We start from the raw sequence: 17,767 nt of genomic DNA on the forward strand, positions 1-17,767 counted from the left end.
AGAAGAGAAGGTGCTCTCATGCTCAAAAATTTCCGCGGACGTCCGTCCCTCAAAACGGTGCTTCAGGCATCCACCGTTGCAGGTCTGGCAGCCGCCGTGCTTGCAACCGGTATCCCGGTCGAGGTTTCCCGTTCCTACGCAGAGGCTGTCAATGTCCAGTCTCCCTCGGTTCCAAGCTTCGCCAATGTCGTTGACGCCGTCTCCCCCGCCGTCGTTTCCGTTCGCGTCGAAAGCCGCGTCAAGCCGGCTTCCGATGATGGCGACGGTTTTTCCTTCGATTTCAATGGCCGTGGCTTTGATGATCTGCCGGACGCGCTGAAGCCGTTCTTCCGCCAGTTCGGCGAGCAGCAGAAGGGCCAGAACCAGCAGCGCCGTTTCGGCCATCAGGGTGAGGGCCGTCTGCGCCCGGTCGCTCAGGGTTCGGGCTTCTTCATCAGCGAAGATGGCTACATCGTTACCAACAATCACGTCGTGTCCGACGGCTCGGCATTCGTCGCCGTCATGAATGACGGTACCGAGCTCGACGCCAAGCTGATCGGCAAGGACCCCCGCACCGACCTCGCAGTGCTGAAGGTCGACGGCAAAGGTCGCAAGTTCACCTATGTCAATTGGGCCGATGACAACAAGGTCCGCGTCGGTGACTGGGTCGTCGCCGTCGGTAATCCCTTCGGCCTCGGCGGCACGGTGACGGCCGGCATCATTTCGGCCCGCGGCCGCGATATCGGCTCCGGTCCCTATGACGATTACCTGCAGGTCGACGCAGCCGTGAATCGCGGTAACTCCGGTGGCCCGACCTTCAACCTCAACGGTCAAGTCGTCGGCATCAACACCGCGATCTTTTCGCCGTCGGGCGGCAGCGTCGGTATCGCCTTCGCAATCCCGGCCTCCACCGCCAAGGATGTCGTCGCCGACCTGATGAAGGACGGTACGGTTTCGCGCGGTTACCTCGGCGTACAGATCCAGCCGGTCACCAAGGATATCGCCGACTCCCTCGGCCTCTCCGAAGCGAGCGGCGCTCTGGTCGTTTCCGCACAGGATGGCACGCCGGGCCAGAAGGCCGGCATGAAGACCGGTGACGTCGTCACCGCCGTCAACGGCGAACCGGTCAAGGATGCCCGTGATCTCAGCCGTCGCATCGGCGCGATGACGCCGGGCAGCAAGGTCGAGCTTTCGGTATGGCGTTCCGGCAAGGCCCAGTCCGTGACCGTCGAGCTCGGCACGCTGCCGGCTGACCAGCAGGCTTCCGCCGACGATAACAGCGACCAGCAGCAGCCGGCCCAGCCGCCGGCTTCCGAGAAGGCGCTTGCCGATCTCGGCCTGACGGTCGGCCCGTCGGATGACGGCAAGGGCCTCGCCATCACCGGCATCGATCCGAATTCGGATGCTGCCGACAAGGGCATCAAGGAAGGCGAGACCATCACCTCGGTCAACAACCAGCAGGTCTCCAGCGCTGACGATGTCGTCCGCGTCATCAACCAGGCCAAGAAGGACGGCCGCACCCGCGCGCTGTTCCAGATCCAGTCGAAGGAAGGCAGCCGCTTCGTCGCTCTTCCGATCAACGGCCAGGGCTGATCTTCTGCCCCAGACGATGGAGCCGCGCAGATGCTGCGCGGCTCCGGATTTCCGCTTCTGTCAAATTATTTAAGTCTGCCGAATTCTTCACAGCTGCCAAATTCTTCAATTATGAAGGACGCCCGCAATGACCTCTGCACCACAGGAAAACGCTTTCAGCCTTGCCGAAAAGCAGCCGGAGGGTAATGTCGGCCGAATGAAGATTCTCATCATCGAAGACGATCTGGAGGCGGCGGTCTATCTCACGAAAGCCTTTCGTGAGGCGGGCATTGTTGCCGACCATGCGAGCGACGGCGAAAGCGGTCTCTTCATGGGGTCGGAAAATACCTACGACGTCATCGTCATCGATCGCATGCTGCCGCGCCGCGATGGTCTCTCCGTCATCAGCGAACTGCGCCGCAAGGGTATCCACACCCCCGTTCTCATTCTTTCTGCCTTGGGCCAGGTCGACGACCGCGTGACCGGTTTGCGCGCCGGCGGCGACGATTACCTCCCGAAGCCTTACGCTTTCAGTGAGCTGCTCGCCCGTGTCGAAGTGCTCGGCCGCCGCAAGGGCACGCCGGATCAGGAGGTCGTCTACCGTGTCGGCGATCTCGAGCTCGACCGCCTCTCGCATGAGGTCCGCCGCGGCGGCAAGGAAATCCCGCTGCAGCCGCGCGAATTCCGCCTGCTGGAATATCTCATGAAGAATGCCGGCCAGGTGGTGACTCGCACCATGCTGCTCGAAAATGTCTGGGATTACCATTTCGATCCGCAGACCAATGTCATTGACGTGCATGTCTCGCGCCTGCGCTCCAAGATCGAGAAAGACTTCAGCCAGCCCCTGCTGAAGACGATCCGCGGCGCGGGTTACATGATCAAGGACGAGGGATGAGCCGTTTCTGGGTTCTCTTCAAGTCCACAGCAGTCCGTCTTTCGGCTCTTTATATCCTGCTCTTTTCGATCTGCGCCGCAACGCTCGTCTTCTATGTGACGGCGATGTCCCAGCGGCTGTTGACCGGCCAGATCCGCGAGGCGGTCGCTCAGGAAGTGACGCAGGTCCAGCGTGCCTATGATGCCGGCGGCATGAACCTGCTGCTGCGCACGATGGAGCGCCGCGCCCGCCAGCCGGGCGCCAATCTCTATCTCATCGCCGGCCCCTCGGGCGATATCCTCGCCGGCAACGTCGCCTCCGTGCAGCCGGGAGTTTTCGAGGAACAGGGCTGGACCTCGATACCCTTCACGTATCAGCGCTATACCGACAACGGTTTGGTCCGGCATACGGCGATCGCCAATATCTTCGTTCTCGATAACGGCTTGCGGGTGCTGATCGGCCGTGACCTGGGCGAGCCCGAACGCTTCCGCGTCCTGGTGCGCCAGGCGCTGATGATCGCGCTTGCGATCATGGGCCTCGGCGCCATCATCATCTGGTTCGGCATTGGCCGTAATGCCTTGAAGCGTATCGACCGCATGTCCGACGCCGGCAAGAAGATCATGGCCGGCGATCTCTCGCAGCGCCTGCCGGTCGGTGGCTCGGGCGACGAATTCGACCGCCTTTCCATCTCGCTCAATACCATGCTGGAACGCATCGAGAAGCTGAACGAGGGGCTTCGGCAGGTCTCCGATAATATCGCCCACGACTTGAAGACGCCTCTGACGCGACTGCGCAACAAGGCCGCCGATGCGCTTGACATCGAGGACGGCGAAGTGCGCCGCGGCGCGCTGGAAGGCATCATCTCCGAATCCGACCAGCTCATCCGCACCTTCAACGCTCTTCTGATGATCTCCCGCGTCGAGGCAGGTTCCGTCGCCGCCGAGATGTCGCCGATCGAGTTGTCTGCCATCGTTGCCGATAGCGCCGAACTTTATGAGCCCGTCGCCGACGAGGCCGGCATGGCGCTGACCTCGGAGATCGAGCCTGATATCGAGATTCAGGGCAACCGCGAACTGATCGGACAGGCGATCTTCAATCTGCTCGACAACGCGATCAAATATTCTGCCGATGCCGAAGGGGCAGGCTCCGTCTCCGTGAAGCTCGCCCGCCGCCCCGACGGTATCTGCCTTTCCGTCGCCGATCACGGCCCTGGCGTCCCGGCCGACCGCCGCGAGGATGTGCTGAAGCGCTTCGTGCGACTGGATGAAAGCCGCTCGAAACCCGGCACCGGCCTCGGCCTTTCGCTGGTGGAGGCGATCATGGAGCTGCATGGCGGCACACTGGAACTATCCGACACCGAGCCCGGCCATGCGGAGCGTCCGGGCCTCACCGTCAGCATGCTTTTCCCTGCTAAGGCTGCCTGATTTTCCTTGTTATTTTCATATTGGCGCTTTCGTCTCGAGGCCCTAGTTTAATGTCGCATTGCGGCATGGCAGGGAGAGCGAATGCTGACGAAATCGAAGCACGGGCTGAAGGATGTGGCCGAAGGACTTCTGCGGCCACTAAGCCAGGCGGAACTGAAAGCGGCGCTGGTTGACCTGCAGGATATCGGCAAGAGCGAGCCTGTTGTCGCCAACATGCTGGAGGCCGGGGGGGCGCTGCGCGATTTCATCGCCGCCGCCATGACGCTTTCTCCCTACTTGCGTGAGATCGCCAACCTCGATCCGTCCATTCTCGCCTCAGCCATTACCGATCCGCTGGAACCGCAGATCGAGGTGCTGATTTCAGAGGCGCGCGATTGCTGGAAGCCGGATGGCGGGGGAACTACGCCCGGTGAAAGTCAGGTGATGACGAAGCTGCGAATCGTCAAGCGCAGGGTGGCCTTCCTCGTGGCCCTTGCCGATCTCGCCCGCATCGTCGACGGTCGGGCGACGACCGGCTGGCTCAGCGAACTGGCCGAGGCCTCTGTGGAGGCCGCCATCAATCACTTGCTGTTGTCGACGCATGAAAGCGGCAAGCTAATACTGAACAATGTCGCAGCCCCCAGCGAAGGCTCTGGCCTGATCGTTCTCGGCATGGGCAAACTCGGTGCCTGCGAGCTCAACTATTCCTCCGATATCGACCTTGTCGTGTTCTTCGATGAAGAAGCCGGCATCGTGCCGGATCCTGACGATGCGATCGAGATTTTCCCACGCATGATGCGGCGCCTGGTGCGTATCCTGCAGGAGCGCACGGCGGATGGTTATGTCTTCCGCACCGATTTGAGGCTGCGGCCGGACCCCGGCTCGACACCGCTCGCCATCCCCGTCGATGCTGCCATGATCTATTACGAAGGCAGGGGGCAGAACTGGGAGCGGGCGGCTTTCATCAAGGCCCGCCCGGTCGCCGGCGATATTGCGGCCGGCGAGCAGTTCCTGCGCGGCCTCATCCCCTTCGTCTTCCGCAAATATCTCGATTATGCGGCGATATCAGACATCCACTCCATCAAGCGGCAGATCCATGCCCACAAGGGCCATGGCGCGATCGCGGTCAAGGGTCACAACGTCAAGCTCGGTCGCGGCGGCATCCGCGAAATCGAATTCTTCGTTCAGACCCAGCAATTGATTGCCGGCGGGCGCATGCCTGCGCTGCGCTCCCGCGTGACCGAGGAGACGCTCGCCGAACTCACAAGGGCAAAGTGGATCGACGCGGAGACGCGCGACGAGCTGACCAAGGCCTATTGGTTCCTGAGGGATGTCGAGCACCGCATCCAGATGGTGCGCGACGAGCAGACCCACCTTCTGCCGGAAACCGACAGCGAACTGAAGCGCATCGCCTTCATGATGGGCTTTACCGATACGCCCAGTTTTTCCGAGCGGCTGGTCGAGGTCTTGAAAACGGTCGAGCGGCGTTATGCCGACCTCTTCGAACAGGAAACAAAGCTCTCCGTTGGAACAGGCAATCTCGTCTTCACCGGCCAGGGGGACGATCCCGATACGCTGGAGACGTTGAAGAAACTCGGCTTCGAACGCCCCTCGGATATTTCGCGCATCATCCGCACCTGGCATTACGGTCGCTATCGCGCCACGCAATCGGTCGAGGCGCGCGAACGTCTGACGGAGCTGGCGCCCGAACTCCTGCGCGTCTTCGGCGAAAGCAAGCGGGCCGACGAGGCGCTGTTACGCTTCGACAGCTTCATTTCCGGCCTGCCGTCAGGCATCCAGCTCTTCTCGCTGCTCGGCAGCAATCCGGCACTGCTTTCCCTCATCGTCAACATCATGTCCTCGGCACCGAAGCTGGCGGAGGTCATCGCCGCCCGCCCGCATGTCTTCGACGGCATGCTCGATCCCGGCCTGATGGCCGAGCTGCCGACGCGTGACTACCTCGGCGAGCGCCTGAAGGCTTCGCTGGTGCAGGCCCGGCATTACGAAGAAGTGCTGGACCGGCTGCGCATCTTCGCGTCGGAACAGCGCTTCCTGATCGGCATCCGTCTGCTGACCGGGGCAATCAATGGCGACATGGCCGCGCGCGCCTTCACCCATCTGGCCGACCTTATCATCGAAGCCGCGCTGGGTGCGGTCATGAACGAGATACGCGCAGCCCACGGCGACTATCCGGGCGGGCGGATCGCCATTGCCGGCATGGGCAAGCTCGGCAGTTTCGAGCTGACGGCAGGCTCCGATATCGACCTCATCCTGCTCTATGATTACGACGATGCGTCAGCCGAGTCCGACGGCGCAAAGCCGCTCGATGCGACGCGCTACTTCACCCGCATCACCCAGCGCCTGATCGCCGCTTTCTCCGCCCCGACGGCCGAAGGCGTGCTCTATGAAGTCGACATGCGTCTTCGCCCCTCCGGCAACAAGGGGCCGGTCGCCACCCGCATCAATGCCTTCGGCAAGTACCAGCGCGAAGAGGCCTGGACCTGGGAGCACATGGCGCTCTCCCGCGCCCGGCTGATCTGCGGCGATCAAAGCCTGATCGGCGAGGCCGAAAGCATCATCGCAGACGTCCTGTCGAAGAAGCGCGACATCGCCAAGGTCGCACATGATGTCGCCGAGATGCGCGAACTGATCGAAAAAGAGAAGGCGCCTGATAACGCCTGGGACCTCAAGCTCATCCCAGGCGGCGTCGTCGATATCGAGTTCATCGCTCAATATCTGGCGCTGATCGCCCCGGCAAAGGGCGTCGGTATCAGCGTGAATGGCCTTACCACGGGGGCAGCCCTGAAAGTACTTGGTGACAAGCTGATTGCCTCAGCCGACCTCGACACCTGCCTTGAGGCTTTCGCGCTCTATACCGAGCTTTCGCAGCTCATCCGGCTCTGCATCGATGCGCACTTCGAACCGAAGGAGGCGCCCGCCGGCCTCATCGAGCTCGTCTGCCGCGCCGGCGATTGCCCCGATATCAAGTCGCTCGAAGGCGAGGTGAAGCGCCTTTCGAAAGCGGTCAGGAAGATATTCCTTGGTGTCGTGAAGGCCTGATAGCGTCGCGGGAAATCTGCGGGATTGTCGATGTGGCAATTGCCTGACAGACTGCCGCCTCAACTATCGGGAGACGGAAGATGAAGAGCTTCAACTTGGCACTGGCGCCACAGCAACTCTGGCAGGCGATCAACCCATGGAAATTTTACCAGCAGGGATCGCAGATCGGTTTCGTCAACATCGACCTTGGCTCGACGCCGGCGCCCGAAACGGAACAGGCGATTCTGGACGAGGTCGGGAGCTATGGTCGGCAGATCGGCCGTATCGGCGATGCGCTGGAGGTGCTGCTGAAACATGTTTCGTTGGACAACCTTTCGCAAGACGAACAGGACGCCCTGTCCGTTCTCAAAGGTCAGCTTGCCGAAATCAGACGGATAAAGGAAAGACAGGGTCGAAAACAGTCCCACGATCACTCAGTTCGACGCGCAAGTGATTTGGCCGTCATTGGAAAAGGTGCCTGAAAAGCTCCCAGCTGGGGCCTTTGTCCTGTTTGACTACTAAACCGCATCCGGAATGCGCAGCGAGATCACCGTGCCCACCGCTTCGCGCGAGCGGATCTTCATGCTGCCGCCATGAAGCTGGGTCAGCGAGCGGGAAATGGCGAGGCCGAGACCGGAGCCGCCCTTGCTCTTGGCATACTGGCTCTGCACCTGCTCGAAGGGCTGGCCGATCTTGATCAGCGCTGTCCGGGGAATGCCGATGCCGGTATCGGCGATGGTGACCATGACACCATCGGTGACGCGCCGGGTGCGAACGGCAATGCGTCCGCCTTCATTCGTAAACTTCACGGCATTGGAGAGCAGGTTCAGCAGCACCTGCTTCATCGCCCGGCGATCGGCCATCAGCGTCATGCCTGAGGATATGCGCTGCTCGATGACGATGTTCTTCTCTGCTGCCGGAATGGCGGTGAAGCGCAGGCTTTCCTCGATCAGCGGCGCAAGGTCGGTGGGCTCGCGCGACAGCAGCATGTGGCCTGCCTCGATCTTCGACATGTCGAGAATGTCGTTGATGACGTTGAGCAGATGCTTGCCGCTGTCATGGATATCGCGGGCATATTCATTGTACTTGGCTGAGCCGAGCGGCCCGAACATCTGGTTCTGCAGGATTTCGGAGAAGCCGAGGATGGCGTTGAGCGGTGTGCGCAGCTCATGCGACATGTTGGCGAGGAATTCCGATTTCGCCTTGTTGGCCGCTTCCGCGCGCTCCTTCTCCGCCAGATAGTTGGAGTTGGCGGTCGAAAGCTCTGCCTTCTGCGTTTCCAGCGTCTGGCGGGAGGCGGAGAGATCGTTGATCGTCGCCATCAGCCGGCGCTCGGATTCGCGCAGGCGCTCCTGGTGGCGCTTCAAGAGCGTGATGTCGGTGCCGACGGAAACGCGGCCCCCGTCGCGGGTGCGCCGCTCGTTGATCTGCAGCCAGCGCTCGTCGGCAAGCTGCACCTCCGTCGTGCGCGAATAGCCGGATCCGTCGGCATCGGCGATACGCCGCTCGATGACGGGACGGGCTGCGGCGGCATGGACGACAGTGCGCTCGGTGCCCGGCACCAGCACGCTGTCGGGAAGGCCATAGGCCTGCTGGAAATGCGTGTTGCACATGACGAGCCGGTCGTTCTTGTCCCACAGCACGAAGGCTTCCGACGTGCACTCGATGGCATCGGCCAGGCGTTGGTCGGCCTCGGCATAACGTTGCGCCAGCCGATGCTGCTCGGTCACGTCCATGGCGATGCCGATCATGTGCATGCGGCCGGAATGGCTGCGGATGACCTGGGCTCGGGCGCGCATCCAGACGTAATGGCCGCTCGCATGGCGCATGCGGAAGATCTGATCGACCTGGCCGGAGCTGCCCTTGGCGATGGCCCGGGCGATCTCATGCAATCCGTTATCTTCGGGATGCATCAGGCGGGCCGCATCGGCAAAGCCCATCGTCTTATCCGAGCCGGCAAGCCCGAGCATGTCGTACATCGAGCGCGACCAGAAGAATTCGCGGTTGTGGAAATCGAAATCCCAGAGGCCGCAGCGGCCGCGCGACAGCGCGGTTTCGACCCTGATATTCGATTCCAGGAAGATATTGTCGGCATCGCGCGCCCGCTTCACCTGCATATAGTAGGCGTAGAGGATGACCAGCAGGATGGAGGAGATGCCGGCAAACAGCGTGACGTTGAGCGTCAGCTCCTCGCGCCAGAGTCGGTTGATCTCGTTGAGCGACGTGGCGGAAATGATATAGCCGCCGGCGGTGCCCACCAGGGCGATTTCGGCATAGTGCAGCTCGCCGCCGATGCTCGTCTCGATGACATCGGTGCGGTCGCCGAACCGGCGGATAGCAGAGATCTCCGGAAAGAGGGTCGAGACATCGGCACCGACATAGGCGGCCCCTGCCGCCGTTGCTGCAAAGACCTTCCCGCCAGCCTGCACGAGAAGCACGAAGCCGCCGTTTTCCAGCCGGTCCTGCGGCAGGAATTTCGCAAGCCGCGTCTGCGCTTCCACCGCATCGCCGCTGTCGAACAGATCGGCCGCATCGGCAAAGATGGCGGCCGCCGTCACGGCGGAAAGCGCCGTCGCATGGCGCGCGGAAGCCTCCATGCGGCTGTATTCGCTGACCATGCCGAAGAAGTGCGAGGCGGCCACGACCGCAAGGAAGGCGACGATCAGAACCGGGATCGTGCGCTTCAGTAGAAGCTCAGCCTTCGGCAGGTGGCGCAGCAGAGGTTCGGGAGCGCTTGCGGCCTGCCCGGACAGGCTGTCGCGCCAGGCCTTGACCCCGGCAAAATCGACACGCAGCCGTCCTTCGGCCACGGTTGCCCGTCGCACGTCCACCATCTCTGAACCTTGTCCCCTCGTGTGATTCGCGCGCCGCTCGCTCGAACTACACGTATGGAATCATGCGTGATTCGCCTTGTCCAGAGCCGGTGGTAAAAATTTGTTAACCATTTGTGATTGCTGGATTTCCAGGAAGATTCGCAAATCGAGCGCCTGGCTGTTTTCAAGATGGAGACAGCCAGGCCGCAAATCACTTGCGAAAATCATCCCTTAAGAGTCCGCTCGACGATATCGCGGACATCGGTCGAAAGGCTGTCGGAGTTTTCGATTTCGATAAGGGCCGAACGCGCGTGATCGGCGCGGACTGGTTCCAAAGAACGCCAGGAACGCATCGAGGTCAGGAGGCGGGCGGCAAGCTGCGGGTTGCGCTGGTCGATATCGAGGATCTGGGCTGCCAGGAACCGGTAGCCTTCGCCGTCGGCGCAGCCGAAGCCGGTCGGATTACCGAAGGCGAAAGTGCCGACCAGCGATCGCATGCGGTTCGGGTTGGTGCGCTTGAAGAGCGGGTTTTCCATCAGTGCCTTGACGCGATCGAGCGCGGCCTGGCCGGGAATGCCGGCCTGGATCGCGAACCACTTGTCGACGACGAGCGCATTTTCCTGGAAACGGCTGCGGAAGGTTTCAAGCGCCGCCTTGGCCTCTGCGCTGTCGGGGAAGCGATGAGCGAGGATGGTCAGCGCATGGCTGAGATCCGTCATGTTGTTGGCCCCGTCGAAGGCAGCCTTGGCGCGATCGGCGCTGCCTTCGGCATAGGAGAGATAGGTTAGCGCAGCGTTGCGCAGTGCGCGGCGGCCGGCGCTTTTGGCATCCGGGCTGAATTGGCCCGGCGTGGTCATTGCGTCGTAAAGGGCTGCGAAGGTGGCTTTGCCGGCTTCGGCGATCTGTTTCATGATCGCCTGACGGCCCGCATGCACGGCGTCGGGATCGATGTTGCTGCCGAGCTCGCGGGCAATGTCGGATTCGCTCGGCAAGGCCAGCGCCTGGGCGCGGAAGGCGGGTTCGAGGCTTTCATCCGCGGCCGCTGCAATCAGCGTATCGACGAAGGTCTGTTCGCAGACGATTGCGGCGCCCTCGCGGGCATCGCGCGCAGCCTTCAAGAGGTTAGGTAGCGCCAGATCCGTCAGCGCCTGCCAGCGGGCGAAATGATCCGTCTCGTAGCGGGCGAGCAGAGCGAGATCGGCCGGGCTCTGGTCGAAATGCAGGTTGATCGGTGCGGAGAAGCTGCGGTTGATCGAAACGACAGGACGCGAGCCGATGCCGTGGAAGACGGCCGTCTGCGTGCGGGCGGTCAGGTGCAGCACCTCGCCGGCATATTCGGCGCCATCGACGGTAGCGGGCTCGATCTTCGAACCGTCTTCGGCAAAGAGTGCCAGGCTCAGCGGGATATGCATCGGCTCCTTGGTCGGCTGGCCGGGGGTGGCGGGGATCATCTGTTCCAGCGCGAGGCTGAACGTCTTGGCAGCCGCGTCATAGGCGCCGGAAGCGGTCACCAGCGGCGTACCGGCTTGATGGTACCAGAGTGAGAACTGCGCGAGGTCGCGGCCGCTCGCATCCTCGAAGCATTTGACGAAATCCTCGATCGTGACGGCCTGGCCGTCATGGCGGTCGAAATAGAGGTCCATGCCCTTCTTGAAGGTCTCGCGGCCGAGCAGGGTCGCGATCATGCGCGTGACTTCGCTGCCCTTCTCATAGACCGTCGTCGTATAGAAGTTGTTGATCTCGCGATATTTGGTCGGGCGCACCGGATGGGCGAGGGGGCCGCCGTCTTCCGGGAACTGCTCGGATTTCAGATGACGCACTTCGGCGATGCGCTTGACCGGGCGCGAGCGCTGGTCCGACGAGAATTCGTGGTCGCGGTAAACCGTCAGGCCTTCCTTGAGGCAGAGCTGGAACCAGTCGCGGCAGGTTATGCGGTTGCCGGTCCAGTTGTGGAAATACTCATGCGCGATGATCGCCTCGATATTGGCGTAATCGGCATCGGTCGCCGTCTCGGGATCGGCGAGCACGTATTTGTCGTTGAAGACGTTGAGGCCCTTGTTCTCCATGGCCCCCATGTTGAAGTCGGAGACGGCGACGATCATGAAGATATCGAGATCGTATTCGCGGCCGAACACCTCTTCGTCCCACTTCATCGAGCGCTTCAGCGCGTCCATCGCATAGGCCGCACGCGGCTCCTTGCCATGCTCGACATAGATCTTCAGCACGACCTCGCGGCCGGACATCGTGGTGAACGTGTCTTCGACGACGCCAAGATCGCCCGCGACCAGCGCGAAGAGATAGCTCGGCTTCGGATGCGGGTCGAACCAGGCGGCGAAATGCTTGCCCGGGCCGTAGCCGGCGCCGCCAAGGAAATTGCCGTTGGAGAGCAGCAGCGGATTGGCATCCTTGTCGGCGATGATGTTGACCGTATAGGGCGCCAGCACATCCGGCCGGTCGGGGAAATAGGTAATGCGGCGGAAGCCCTCGGCCTCGCATTGCGTGCAATAGATGCCGCTGGTGCGGTAAAGGCCCATCAGCTGCGTATTGGCTTCCGGATTGATGATTGTGGTGACGGTCACTTCGAAAGGCGCCGTTTCCGGCAGGTCGCGGATAACAAGGCTTTCGGGCGTGACCGTGTAGCGTTCCGGCGCCAGTTCGTTCTGGTCGAAGAGCAGGCTGGTAAGAGTGAGGTCGTCGCCGTCGAGGACGAGAGGGGCGGAAGCGTCAGCCCCTTCGCGGCGGTGAAAGATCAGCCGTGCTTCCACCTTTGTTTCTGTCGGATCCAGTTCGAAAGTCAGGTCGACGCGTTCCAGCACGAAATCGGTTGGGCGGTAATCTGCCAGATTGATGACCTGGCCGGTATCTGTTCGCATGTTCCCTGAAGACCTTTATGAGACAATGGCCGAATGTAGAGGCGGGCGCACTCTGCTGAAATTGGCCGCCATGATTACATTAAAGTCTGAACTAAAGTTAAAGCAAATAGACCGTGAGCACCAAGTTCGCAGCCAAATTATTGTACTCAATTTGCTGTGTATGCAGCTGAAACGCGAAGGCCTGCTATTTGAGATTGAGCGCAATTTTGATCTCGGCGTCGCTTTCCGTCCGCTGGATGACAACGCCGTACCAGCCGAGCCCGTCATAATCCTCGTAGCCGAGTGTGCGGGCAAAAGCGACGATCGAGCCACTATTGTCATAATAGCTGCCCTTCGGCTGGCCGGTCTGGTTGGCGAGCGCGAAATGGGTGAAGAGCAGGGCCGGGTTGGTGCTGGCGATCACCCGGCTTGCGCCATCGAGCAGCATGACGGTGGTCTTTTCCGCAAGCTGCGGCGGCAGGTTCGCCTCCTTCTCGACAATTGCCTGACCCTGGTTCTGCCAGTCGAAATAGACGCCGAGCGTGCCCAAGAGCTTGCCGTCGACCTTGCCGCCTTCGCGGATGCCGGTGGCGTAAACGAGCGCATGCCGCTGGTCGTGGAGAAGGCTCGGTTTTACCTCATCGACGATATAGTCGTCGCCGGACGTGCAGCCTGCTGCAGCCCGGAACCAGGGATCGCCGGCAAGCGATGAACCTGCAATCTTGCGTTGGAATGTCGGGTTGGCCGAGGCGATCACCCGGCCGGAGAGATCGGTCATGACAAGGTCGAGATAAACTGTATAGAATCGGTTGATGGTGCCGAGCCGTTCGGCAGCGAAGGCGATGCGATCCTTGTCCGGCTCCTGCAATGCCTGCCACAGCGCCGTATCCGTCGCCCACCAGCGCACGTCGGCGGTGCGTTCAAAGAGATTGCGCACGATGAGTTGAACCAGCGTCTGCGCGAGATCGGTCAGCCGCACGCCCTCCATCTCGGTGACGAGCGAGTCCGCCATGGCGCGGCTGAGGCCGATGCGCCCGAGCACGTTGCTTTCGAATTTGCCGGTGATCTCCGTAGCAATCTGCGCCAGACGCTGCACTTCGTTGGCGACGACGGCAAAGCCCTTGCCGGTTTCGCCGGCACGCGCCGCCTCGATGAGCGCATTGATGGCAAGCAGCTTGATCTGCTTGACGATGCTGGTGTTGTCCGTACTGAAACGCTCGAGATCCGTGCTGATGCCGTCGGTCACGACTCGCATCGAGCGCGGCGTTGCGTTCTGCGACTGGGATATGATCTCTGCGCTGAGCGGCTTCATAAGAAGATCCTGAAAAAATCTGACGCGACTGGCTACGGAGCGAATGCGAGTCTTTCTATGATAATTAACGGGAACGATGCGGTTGCATGGTTTGCAATCGGTTAACGCAATAAGGCCAGATGTGAACATTTTCGGGGGAGTCAGCGTAGAAAGCGAAGTTTTTTCATCAGAAAATGGAACTGCACAGAAAAGCGGCAGATAAAATGCGGGGTAAATACTTGCCGCTTGCTGGGCGCAGATTTTTCCCCACGGGCGCATTTCTTCAGTTACGATTAAAAAATCACCTTGCGTTCCGAGTCGAACGCGTCTCCCCGCTCGGCATGCCCGCATAAGAGCCTGGATCATGGAATCGGTTCTCAGAAACCCGATGAGAGGCATTGCGCTGAAAGTCTCGTCGGTCGTGGTCTTCCTGGCCATGCAGACATTCATCAAGCTGGCAGGGTCGAATATCCCGCCGGGGCAGGTAACCTTCTGCCGCTCCTTCTTCGCGCTCTTTCCGATCATGGCCTATCTGGGCTACCGGCATCAGTTGCAGTCCGCCTTTTACACCGCCAATCCGATCGGCCATCTGAAACGGGGCACGCTCGGCATCATTTCGATGGGCCTCGGCTTTTACGGGCTTCTGCATCTGCCGCTGCCGGAGGCGATCGCGCTCGGTTACGCCACACCGCTCGTCGCCGTTATTTTTGCAGCGGTTTTCTTAGGCGAGACGGTACGCATCTACCGCTGGACTGCCGTCTGCTTCGGCATCATCGGTGTCGCCATCATCTCATGGCCGAAGCTCACGCTGTTCCGGGAAGGCGGCATGGCGGCCGAGCAGGCGGTCGGCGCGTTTTGCGTGCTGCTCTCGGCAGTGCTCGGCGGCATGGCGATGATCCAGGTGCGCCGGCTCGTCGAGGGAGAAAAGACGGCGACGATCGTGCTCTATTTCTCGATCACGGCTTCGGTCTTCTCTTTGCTGACGGTGCCGTTCGGTTGGCTGCTGCTCGATTGGTCCTCAGCTCTCTTCCTGATCGCCGCGGGTTTCTGCGGCGGTGTCGCGCAGATCCTCCTGACCGAAAGCTACCGGCACGCAGACGTTTCCACCATCGCACCCTTCGAATATAGCTCGATCCTGCTTGGCGGCATCGTTGCCTATTATGTCTTCGATGACGTTCCGAGCAGCACCATGTTGCTCGGCACTGTCATCGTCATCGCCGCCGGCATCTTCATCATCTACCGCGAGCATCAGCTTGGCCTCGAGCGCCGCGAAGCGCGAAAAGCCGGCGCGCCGCAGGCCTGAAATTTTCTGGCGGATTCAAGCGTTCAATCCGCCAACAAGCCGTCATATCGCGTTGCAGGCGGGTTTTACTAGCGCAGAAATTGAAAATCATTCCTAGCCCCTCAGAGGGGGCGGGGTGGTGAAATTTTGGGATATCGCTTTTCGCAAAAATATGGTTATAAAAGTGAATTAGTTTCATTTATTCAAAGCTGTGCATAATCGATGGCCATAGATGCCGGGGAGTTCGGTATCGCTGCTCCGACCGTTGGCTTGCGAGCAAGGGTTGAGGAAAAGCGATTATGGCGTTCACGGCCGAGCAACTGGCGCAGAACCCCTCCTTTGTAGTGAGCATTCGTTTTTTGGCCGGGCAGATGCGCGGCTTATTTGATGCGGGGCCGCGGCTGGCGCGCCTGCTGGCCTCGCATCAACGCTGGCTGCTGACGCAGACGGCCTATGCACTGCACCTGGAATATGATCCGCAGGACGCGACCTCGGGTTTCACCGCCGTCCGGCTGACCGGCAAGATCACGGCGCATAAGGTCGCCAGCCGCAACACCGTGCTCGCCTTCATAGAAGAGCTCTTCACCTACCGCTTCATCACCCACACGCCCGGCGACGAACGCCGTCGCCCCCGCCATTTCGAGCCGGCCGAGGTCAGCCATCAGGCAATGTTCGGGTGGCTGCACGCCAACCTCGGCGCGCTTGATCTGATCGACGGCGGAAACCGGGCGACGTTCCTGCAGCAAAATCCACTGCTCTTTCGCCAGATCCAGCCGCGTGTCGCCTATAATTGCCTCGAGGATGGCAACTGGCGCGAACCCCCTGAGCAGGTGGCGCTGTTCCTCTGGACGGAAGCGGGCGGCATGGTTGTCGATCATTTCATGTCCCGGCTTGATCTTGAAGGAGCCGATCCGCTGCGGCTGATGATCGGCAAAGTGGAAACCCGCACTCTTGCCGGCGATTTCATGATGTCGCGCACCCATCTCCAGCGGCTGCTTGCCAAGGGCGCGCAGCGCGGCTGTCTCGGCTGGTACGACGAGCCTAAGAAGTCGCAGCTGTGGCTGTCGCGGGATTTCCTGAAGCAATATGTCGGCTGGCAGGCGGTTAAGTTCGCCTATGTAGACGAAGCCTTCGAATGGGCAAAGGCGAGGCTCGAAAGCGCAGGCGGCTAACGCAATTCCAGCAAAAGTGTGCAGCGGTTCTTGCGTCCGGAATTGCGCGAAATGCCCTCAGAGTGCGATGGCGGAAGCCGGAGACTCGGTCGAGGCGTCGCAAAGCTCGCGGCGATATTCGTGCGCGGCGCAGACGGCAGCACGGATGTGCTCGAAAGACTCGAGGTGACGCAGCAGCGAAATCAGAATTGTTGACATCGGTCGTTACTTTTTGAAATGCGAAAAGGCAGGCGAACCGCCTGCCGGATCATCATTCGGGAATCTTCAATAGTCCTGGAAATCCGCGAAAATCATCGCCGGACGCGAGGTGCGGTTGCTGATGCCAGTACCGCGGGCGATCATCTGTTCGTTCGTGGCAAAGCCGAAACGGCTGTAGCCCTGGGTGCTGCGAACCTGATCGCTTGCTTTGCGCAGGGTTTCAAACCCGCAATGTATAGGACGAAAACGCTTGCTCATGGCCTTGGTTCCTGTTCATTCCTCCCAAGACACGCCTTCTATATTGCAGTGCAGCATTGATTCTTCAATGCACCCTAGCAGGATGCAGCTATGCGTTTAACGCATGGACATTTTCATAATATTTTTAAACTTGGCTAATTTGTAAGCAGGGAAAGCGACCTAAGTCTAGCCTGGAAGGCCAGAAGATCGCTCCATGCCAGCCGCTTGTTGATGGGCGCAGTTAACAGGTCTTGCGGATGCAGGCTGGCAATGGCCGGAATGACCCGTTCTGCAACAGCGATCTCCTTCCATCGGCCGCGAAGCCCATGGATCGTGTCATTTTCACCGAAGAAGAATCGCGCCGTATAATTGCCGAGCAGAAGAATGGCCCGCGGTTCGGCGAGCGCGATCTGGCGCTCGATGAAGGGACGGCAGATTTCCGTTTCGGCCGCCGAAGGCATGCGGTTGCCGGGCGGACGCCAGGGAATGATCTGCGTCAGGAGAATGGCTGACCGCTCGAGCCCGATCGAGGCCAGCATCCGGTCCAGCAACTGGCCTTGCCGGCCGGCGAACGCTATACCCTCGCGCTCGTCATCGGCACCCGGCGCCGGGCCTATCACCATGATGCCGCTGGCCGGATCGCCGCTTGCGAAAATGGTCGAGCGGACGCTGTGTTTCAGATTGCAGCCGTTGAAGGCTTCGAGCGCCGTCTTGAGTTCTGCAAGCGAACCGGCGCTTTCGGCTGCAAACCGCGCCTGCTGCACTGCCTCGCCATCCGGGATTGCCGGCTGCGGGCGGGATGGGCTTCGCTCGATCGGCGCCGGGGGGGCAGCGCGTTGCTCCGGCGCGGCCCGGGCAGGGCGGGAGGGCTCTTGCCTCTCCTGCTGCGGCTGTGCGGCCGGTGCCGCGGAACGGCGCGCCGACTTCATCGCCTCGAACTCGGCGAAACGATCGACCGGCTCGTCTTCCAGCAGCCAGTCCACGCCCGCTTCCGCATGGAAATGCAGAAGTGCGGCAAGTTCGGCCGGTGTCAGGTCGCTGGCGGAGATCATGGG

Annotated in this window: 12 protein-coding genes; 7 read left to right on the forward strand and 5 right to left on the reverse strand. The window is 61.1% G+C overall.

What is annotated here, in order from left to right; all coding sequences use genetic code 11:
* Positions 1 to 18 precede the first annotated feature (18 nt).
* From FHX15_RS12225 to FHX15_RS12245, 5 genes are all read left to right on the forward strand, one after another.
* Entirely contained in the window at positions 19 to 1,572 is a 1,554-nt protein-coding gene (locus tag FHX15_RS12225) for a Do family serine endopeptidase (protein ID WP_184397354.1), read from the forward strand.
* Between the two features lie 127 nt (positions 1,573 to 1,699).
* Positions 1,700 to 2,446: a response regulator transcription factor gene (locus FHX15_RS12230; protein ID WP_184397356.1), complete on the forward strand. Its 747-nt coding sequence runs from the start codon at positions 1,700 to 1,702 to the stop codon at positions 2,444 to 2,446.
* A complete protein-coding gene (locus tag FHX15_RS12235) occupies positions 2,443 to 3,849 on the forward strand; it encodes a HAMP domain-containing sensor histidine kinase (RefSeq protein WP_184397358.1) in 1,407 nt (468 codons plus the stop codon). The genes FHX15_RS12230 and FHX15_RS12235 overlap by 4 nt, the downstream gene beginning before the upstream one ends.
* Positions 3,850 to 3,930: 81 nt before the next feature.
* The gene (locus tag FHX15_RS12240) at positions 3,931 to 6,888 is read left to right on the forward strand and encodes a bifunctional [glutamine synthetase] adenylyltransferase/[glutamine synthetase]-adenylyl-L-tyrosine phosphorylase (protein ID WP_184397360.1); all 2,958 of its coding nucleotides are present in this window, start codon (positions 3,931 to 3,933) and stop codon (positions 6,886 to 6,888) included.
* Positions 6,889 to 6,968: 80 nt separating this feature from the next.
* Positions 6,969 to 7,349 carry a hypothetical protein gene (locus FHX15_RS12245; RefSeq protein WP_184397362.1) on the forward strand — a complete coding sequence of 127 codons (381 nt, stop codon included), beginning with the start codon at positions 6,969 to 6,971 and terminating at the stop codon, positions 7,347 to 7,349.
* Between the two features lie 36 nt (positions 7,350 to 7,385).
* Here FHX15_RS12245 and FHX15_RS12250 read toward each other — a convergent pair whose 3' ends face one another.
* From FHX15_RS12250 to FHX15_RS31455, 3 genes are all read right to left on the reverse strand, one after another.
* Complete coding sequence (locus tag FHX15_RS12250) at positions 7,386 to 9,701, reverse strand: PAS domain-containing sensor histidine kinase (protein ID WP_184397364.1); 2,316 nt, start codon at positions 9,699 to 9,701, stop codon at positions 7,386 to 7,388.
* A gap of 203 nt (positions 9,702 to 9,904) precedes the next feature.
* The gene (gene pepN / locus FHX15_RS12255; protein ID WP_184397366.1) at positions 9,905 to 12,553 is read right to left on the reverse strand and encodes an aminopeptidase N; all 2,649 of its coding nucleotides are present in this window, start codon (positions 12,551 to 12,553) and stop codon (positions 9,905 to 9,907) included.
* Between the two features lie 184 nt (positions 12,554 to 12,737).
* Positions 12,738 to 13,844, reverse strand: coding sequence for a methyl-accepting chemotaxis protein (locus FHX15_RS31455; RefSeq protein WP_184397367.1), 1,107 nt, complete (start codon positions 13,842 to 13,844; stop codon positions 12,738 to 12,740).
* A gap of 343 nt (positions 13,845 to 14,187) precedes the next feature.
* On the opposite strand from FHX15_RS31455, the gene FHX15_RS12265 reads away from it, so the two are divergent.
* Positions 14,188 to 15,126, forward strand: a complete 939-nt coding sequence (locus FHX15_RS12265; RefSeq protein WP_184397369.1) for a DMT family transporter — start codon at positions 14,188 to 14,190, stop codon at positions 15,124 to 15,126.
* Positions 15,127 to 15,404: 278 nt separating this feature from the next.
* Positions 15,405 to 16,277: a hypothetical protein gene (locus tag FHX15_RS12270; protein ID WP_184397371.1), complete on the forward strand. Its 873-nt coding sequence runs from the start codon at positions 15,405 to 15,407 to the stop codon at positions 16,275 to 16,277.
* 264 nt (positions 16,278 to 16,541) lie between these two features.
* Here the strand turns inward: FHX15_RS12270 and FHX15_RS12275 are convergent, their stop codons facing one another.
* On the reverse strand, positions 16,542 to 16,733 hold the full coding sequence (locus FHX15_RS12275; protein WP_184397373.1) for a hypothetical protein: 192 nt from the start codon (positions 16,731 to 16,733) through the stop codon (positions 16,542 to 16,544).
* A gap of 134 nt (positions 16,734 to 16,867) precedes the next feature.
* A complete protein-coding gene (locus tag FHX15_RS12280) occupies positions 16,868 to 17,764 on the reverse strand; it encodes a uracil-DNA glycosylase family protein (protein WP_184397374.1) in 897 nt (298 codons plus the stop codon).
* Positions 17,765 to 17,767: the final 3 nt, after the last annotated feature.

Source organism: Rhizobium sp. BK650 (assembly GCF_014195325.1).
In the GTDB taxonomy this organism is placed as follows: Bacteria; Pseudomonadota; Alphaproteobacteria; order Rhizobiales; family Rhizobiaceae; genus Rhizobium.